Below are 5,626 nucleotides of genomic sequence, written 5' to 3' on the forward strand. Positions count from 1 at the left end.
TTACTAGTCTAAGCACAAAAAATAAAAAACTAGATTCTATAAGTTATTTTTTTGTCAAAAAATATTATTATAAGTAAAACTTATAATTAAGAGAAAATTAAGATTAATAGTTGATTATAAAAATAAGTTGAAATACTGATTGTCAATTAGAAGTAAATATGCTAAAGATATCACTACAAATAGCGATAGGTTAGGAGTTGGCTGTAGCGATTGGCCGTAGGCCACGCTACGCGAACGCATAATCACCACCAAGCCCAAATGCCAAAACCACATAACGAACCAGTGAATTGAACCTCCCCATCCGTCGCAGGAATGGGGTATCCTTTGCACAACCACCGTTGGTTGTTATCGACCTGGGCGTAACTTTCCCGCGCACCGTTCCCGTAGCGTGGCCTATGGCCAGGGTAGCTGAGTAGGGTCAATACCCAGTTTTTTTTGAGACCCTTACTTTTTATATTAACACTATTTGAGAGGGAAAATTCATCCCCAGAGACGAAACCGATAGATAGGGTCGCCTTTATGGTTAAAGATGAAACCTTAGACAGGGGAGCCTTTATGGTCGGCAGGTTATGAATAAAAAGGTTAAAAATTTTGTAATAAGGCTCCCCTGTCTTACGGTAACTCCCAAGGCAGGTTATGCAGAAAAAGGTTAAAACTTATTGATTAAGGCGACCCTATCCTTACGGTAACTTCAAGACCTAAGAGGACGGGGTATTCTTTTCCCTCTCAAACTCTCCCACTCTGATCAAAAAACGCGATGTTCCTTTGGAACCGCTTCGCGATTGGCCGTAGGCCACGCTAAAAGCGATCGCGCTGTTGCTGAATCAAGCTATTAACCAAAAATAGAATTAGCTTGTGCCAAGGAAGTCAGTAGTGAATTACCTAATTCCCATAAACTTTTTTCAAAAAATACAACCATACAGCTAACGTCAGCTGACGGCTGACAGCTGACAGCTGACCGCTGACCGCACCTCAAGTAGCGTGCGCGTAGCGCATATGCTTACCTTAGATCTTATTGGTAAATTAGACATAGCACTGGTTTCCCAAAGCAAAGAGCCTTATGACTGCTAAAACGATCTCGCGCTACGTTACTCGTAATCCGGAAATTTTGAACGGAGAACCAATCATCATCGGCACTCGGACATCTGTGCGTGCTATTGTTGGTTTATGGCGCTTGGGTATTATGCCAGAAGAAATTCTAAACCATCTAACTCATTTGACTCTGGCGCAAGTATTTGATGCCTTAAGTTTCTATCTTGACAATCAGGGTGAGATTAATGAATACATTGAGCCGAACCAAGTCCCTGATGAATTGGTGCATCCATCTGTAAAGTCTATCTTAGGTTGATCGTGAACTAAAAAAACGCGATGTTCCTTTGGAACCGCTTCGCCATCGCGCTGTTGCTGAATCAAGCTATTAACCAAAAATAGAATTAGCTGGTGCCAAGGGAGTCAGTACTTAATTTCCTGACTCCCATAACCGCTGACCGCTGACCGCTGACTGCTGACCGCTGACCGCTGACCGCTGACCGCTGACCGCTGACCGCTGACCGCTGACCGCTGACCGCTGACCGCTGACCGCTGACCGCTGACCGCTGACTGCTTAAGCTCTACAACAAACCAATGATGCTCATAGTGAATATGCTCTTATCAAAAAAGTCGCTATTGCCAGGTGCCAGGGCAAAGTCAACTACCGACCCTTTTTGCACTGTGCTGGATACAGTGAAATCAACCCCAAAACCATCCCTGCCATCGATTGCATCAGACCAAATTTTAGTACCATCAACAAAGATATAGGCAATCACACCATCGCTGGCAGTACGACGGTCTTTCTTGGCCAGGTGACCCTTGAACGTAACTTCCCCCTCAATGTCACTAACCCAGCGACGAACTCCCCACTGCTCAACCCTTTGCCGTCTACCGCTGGTTTTGGGACCGTTGGGATGAGCAATAGTGCTAGATAGCTCAGTCCAGTATTTTCCTTGCTTCACTTTCCAGGACCCCTTAGTGTATTGCTGCATTTCATGGAAATCAGCACTGGTCAGGGAACCATCGTAGTAGCCATAGAACCAGTTATGCTCTCCTTGAGTGTCAGAAAAATCCTCCACTGAATTAGCAATTTCAGTAGGCACGGGAACATGGTTAACCTGAATTTCAAACCCATTGCTGACAGTTTTGCATAGCTCGTCAGACGCTGTTACAGTAATTGTGGTTGTGCCAATGTCCTCGCTACTGGGAGTACCACTGAACGTAGTGCCATCGAAATTCAACCAGCTCGGTATGGTTGCACTAAAGCTCAGACTATCTCCATCGCGATCGCTAAATGTTGCTTCCCCAATTGTCAGGGTAAAAGGCTCATTCTCGTTAATGCTTTGAGCGCCAATGGGATTAGCCACTACAGGGGCAGAATTATTTGGGGGTTCATAGACGTAGAGAGATCCACAGTTTTCCCAGCGAACTTCGTCGAGACTGGAACGGTCTTTGTTGGTATTTGTCAACCAATCGCCATTAATCTTTAAATAATCCAAATCTGTCAGCACTTGCATTATCTCTAAATTCGTCGCTGCTTCATTGCTGTCAGTTTTTATCCATCCACCCTCTGCATTCAGAGGTATGGTGTAGGGAGTCCATTGGTCTATAGTGGGCGTCGATACATGGTTCTGTAGTTCCAAACCACCACCACTTATGGTTAAACCATTTGTTAAACTGTTATTTAAACTATTGATATCCTCGGTAATCTGATCGCTATTTTCCAAATTAACCTGAACAGAAAACCTGAGGTTTCCATTGAAAAAACTGGATTTGTCACCAACAAACTTCTCGGGGGCAACGTAATCGTAGGGTCCATCACCGACTTGATCATCATTATGAATGTAACCACCAGTGATGAATCCACAGATTTTAGACTGTTCGGGGTCAAATTCTTGATCATTGAGGTCAACAACGATCCAATCCTCTGTGCCAGTATCAAAGTAACTGACCGGCTCGATTACGCTTTCAATCGCCTGAGCTGGCTGTGGAATCATGAGCATGGCACAAGACAATAGTGCCGCCCACAGAACAATACGGATTTTTTTCATCAAAATTTTCGCAGCAGAATACACCACTTACACCCTAAGGGTGAGAGTTAGCACGGGGCTTTCAAGGTGTGGACGCAATACCGCACTCAGCCCCTTTCCGCTGCACCTCCAACTAATGGTTTACAGATTAATCCGGTACTACGTGTGAGTAGCCCTGTTGTGTTTTGCTGCAAGTAACTGCAAACAGCTCAATGGTCCCCTTTGTGGAAACCGTAGCTAAAGTATGGTCAAAGGCTTTGCAGATCTTAAATTTTGCCCAAACTCTAATTTTATAGGAGTTTAGGCTTTTTAGATATTTTTTTTGATTTACAAGCTCGTGTATCTTGATAGATAAGGGTTTCAGGAATTATCAATTACCTTTCCTCCTCCCCTTATTGAGAAGATATTTTGTTTAATACCATAAGATGCGCATCTGATCAAATCCTGTTATTTTTGACTGTTGAGTTTTTATAGGACTTACGAAGTTTAGTTGGTTTTGCCCCCCTAACCCCCCAAGTTTGGGGGGGAATGATGTCAAAGTCCCCTGCCCCCCTAACCCCCCAATACTGGGGGGGAAGAGCGCGGATGCTTCGCTTTTTGACAGTGGGGGACCAACGGGGGCATGCGTAAGTCCTGTTTCTCGATGAGCTCCCTGGTGAAAAACCAATGGTATTCCTAAGATGAACCAATCAACCGAGGGGCTATATAATCTATTACCTGCGATCTACCGGCAGCGAGATTTTGCCCAAGGGGAACCCCTACGGGCGCTGTTGGCGGTAATGGAAAAGGTAATGAAGGATATATCCAGTTAAACAATGACCTAGAAGTTAAGTTTGAATCCGGAAACTACAGAACTGGGGATTATTGGTTGATTCCGACGCGAACCTCACAGACCGTTGAATGGAGTCAAGACAAAGCCCATCCCCACGGCATTAGTCATCACTACTCTCCCTTAGCCCTACTGCGCTGTGATGGCAGCAAGTGGGAATTGGTAGAAGACCGTCGCGCTATTTTCTCTCCCTTGACTGGAGTAGTGAGTCAATCCGGGGGTACCATGACTGGCTCCTTGACCATTGAGAGTGCTCTAACCGTCAGTGATAACGTCACCCTAGGGAATAGCGATCAAGATACAGTGACTATTTATGGCACAGTGCGATCGCAACATTCATCTGGGTCACTGCGGATAGCGGATGCCTTAAACGTCTCGGAAAACCTGACCGTTGAGGGTAAGGTTGGGATTGGCACAACACAACCAGGGAATTACAAGCTTAAGGTTGATGGGGGAGATACCCATTTAAATGGAGCAGTGACAGTCTCCGGGAATCTAGAGGTAGAGGGAAATGTAACATTTCGAGGCGATGTAATTGCTCGGGACGTTGAACATCAACCGGGAGATGTGTTACTGGGAGACCAGGATGAAGATCAGATTACCTTTCATGGCACAGTGCGATCGCAAAATTCATCCAGGAAACTGGAAATAGCTAATGGTGTGAACATAGCCGAAGACCTGAGTGTTAATGGCAATGTTGGTATCGCTATAGACACTCCAGAGAAGAAACTTCATGTTGAACTGGGTGAACTCAGAGTTAGAGCTAGCCACAATCAGATAACTGCTGATATTGGAGCCTTCTATGCCCAAAATCTCACCCAAGGCATTGGGATTGGCTATAACCGTATTGAAGCGATTGGCAGTAATGCTAGCCAAGATATTGTGATTCGTCCCAAAGGCACTGGGCAAGTCATTCTAGATAACAGCAACCTTCAAGTTGCCGGTAACCTAACCATTGCTGGGATTACCAAGACCCAAGCCCTTGATGTGGGTGGATTTAGTCGCACTCAGCATATAAATAAAGATGGTGCCTTCTATCGTTACGGTGGACAGGCTTATATAGCCGTTGATGATAATCTCTACATCCGTGATTTTAATAATCCTGAGGATAATTCTAACAATATCAAGATGCACTTCAATACCAATAATGGCAGACTTGGTATTAACAAAACCAGTCCACAGGCAAATCTAGATGTTAATGGTAATCTGAAGCTGCAATTGGGTGTAGCAGTCAATGAGTTTTCCAATGATCAAAATCTTAAAGGTAACAGTGATTCAGCCGTACCCACCGAAAGGGCGGTAAAAGCCTATGTTGATAACAAAATTAGTCAGGGTGTTGTTGCAGACGGAGGCACAGCAACAGGATATAAATTTTATGCAGACATAAAATTTGATGGTCAAAATATTAAAAGTTCAGGAACCCATGTCATATAATTTGTTGAAAAGAATGACCATTACCAGGTTTTTGATGATAAAAGCAATGCGTTTATCGCCCCCAGATCAGGCTATTACTTTTTTGCTGCCACATTACAATTTTCAGGAGGGAATGGTCAGGGCGATGGTGTGATTGTGGGCATTTATAATAATGGTGATAGTAATGACAATAATACAACGATTATTGTGGTTGAACCTGGGCTGATTAAAAATTCCACAGCACAATCGATTACAGCAATGATGAAATTAGATCCTAAAGACCGTGTCGATGTCAGATTAGAAGGTGTAGACAAAAGTACCTTTA

At 44.1% G+C, this 5,626-nt stretch carries 4 protein-coding genes and 1 pseudogene; 3 read left to right on the top strand and 2 right to left on the bottom strand.

The features are described 5' to 3' along the window. The first annotated feature begins 1,060 nt into the window (after window positions 1-1,060). A complete protein-coding gene (locus tag F6K37_RS30910) occupies window positions 1,061-1,348 on the top strand; it encodes a DUF433 domain-containing protein (RefSeq protein ID WP_008190258.1) in 288 nt (95 codons plus the stop codon). A 111-nt stretch (window positions 1,349-1,459) separates the two neighbouring features. Here the strand turns inward: F6K37_RS30910 and F6K37_RS44930 are convergent. Together F6K37_RS44930 and F6K37_RS30915 are read right to left on the bottom strand one after the other, a co-directional pair. Then, window positions 1,460-1,546, bottom strand: a pseudogene (locus F6K37_RS44930) (hypothetical protein); the annotation flags it as partial. A gap of 64 nt (window positions 1,547-1,610) precedes the next feature. Next, window positions 1,611-3,080: a putative Ig domain-containing protein gene (locus F6K37_RS30915; protein ID WP_287254360.1), complete on the bottom strand. Its 1,470-nt coding sequence runs from the start codon at window positions 3,078-3,080 to the stop codon at window positions 1,611-1,613. Window positions 3,081-3,739: 659 nt separating this feature from the next. On the opposite strand from F6K37_RS30915, the gene F6K37_RS30920 reads away from it, so the two are divergent. Beyond that, window positions 3,740-3,871: a hypothetical protein gene (locus tag F6K37_RS30920; protein WP_008190253.1), complete on the top strand. Its 132-nt coding sequence runs from the start codon at window positions 3,740-3,742 to the stop codon at window positions 3,869-3,871. Between the two features lie 56 nt (window positions 3,872-3,927). Continuing rightward, window positions 3,928-5,322 carry a bactofilin family protein gene (locus F6K37_RS30925; RefSeq protein WP_008190251.1) on the top strand — a complete coding sequence of 465 codons (1,395 nt, stop codon included), beginning with the start codon at window positions 3,928-3,930 and terminating at the stop codon, window positions 5,320-5,322. The last annotated feature ends 304 nt before the right edge of the window (window positions 5,323-5,626 follow it).

The sequence above is a fragment of the Moorena sp. SIO4E2 genome, assembly GCF_010671945.1.
GTDB lineage: Bacteria > Cyanobacteriota > Cyanobacteriia > Cyanobacteriales > Coleofasciculaceae > Moorena > Moorena producens.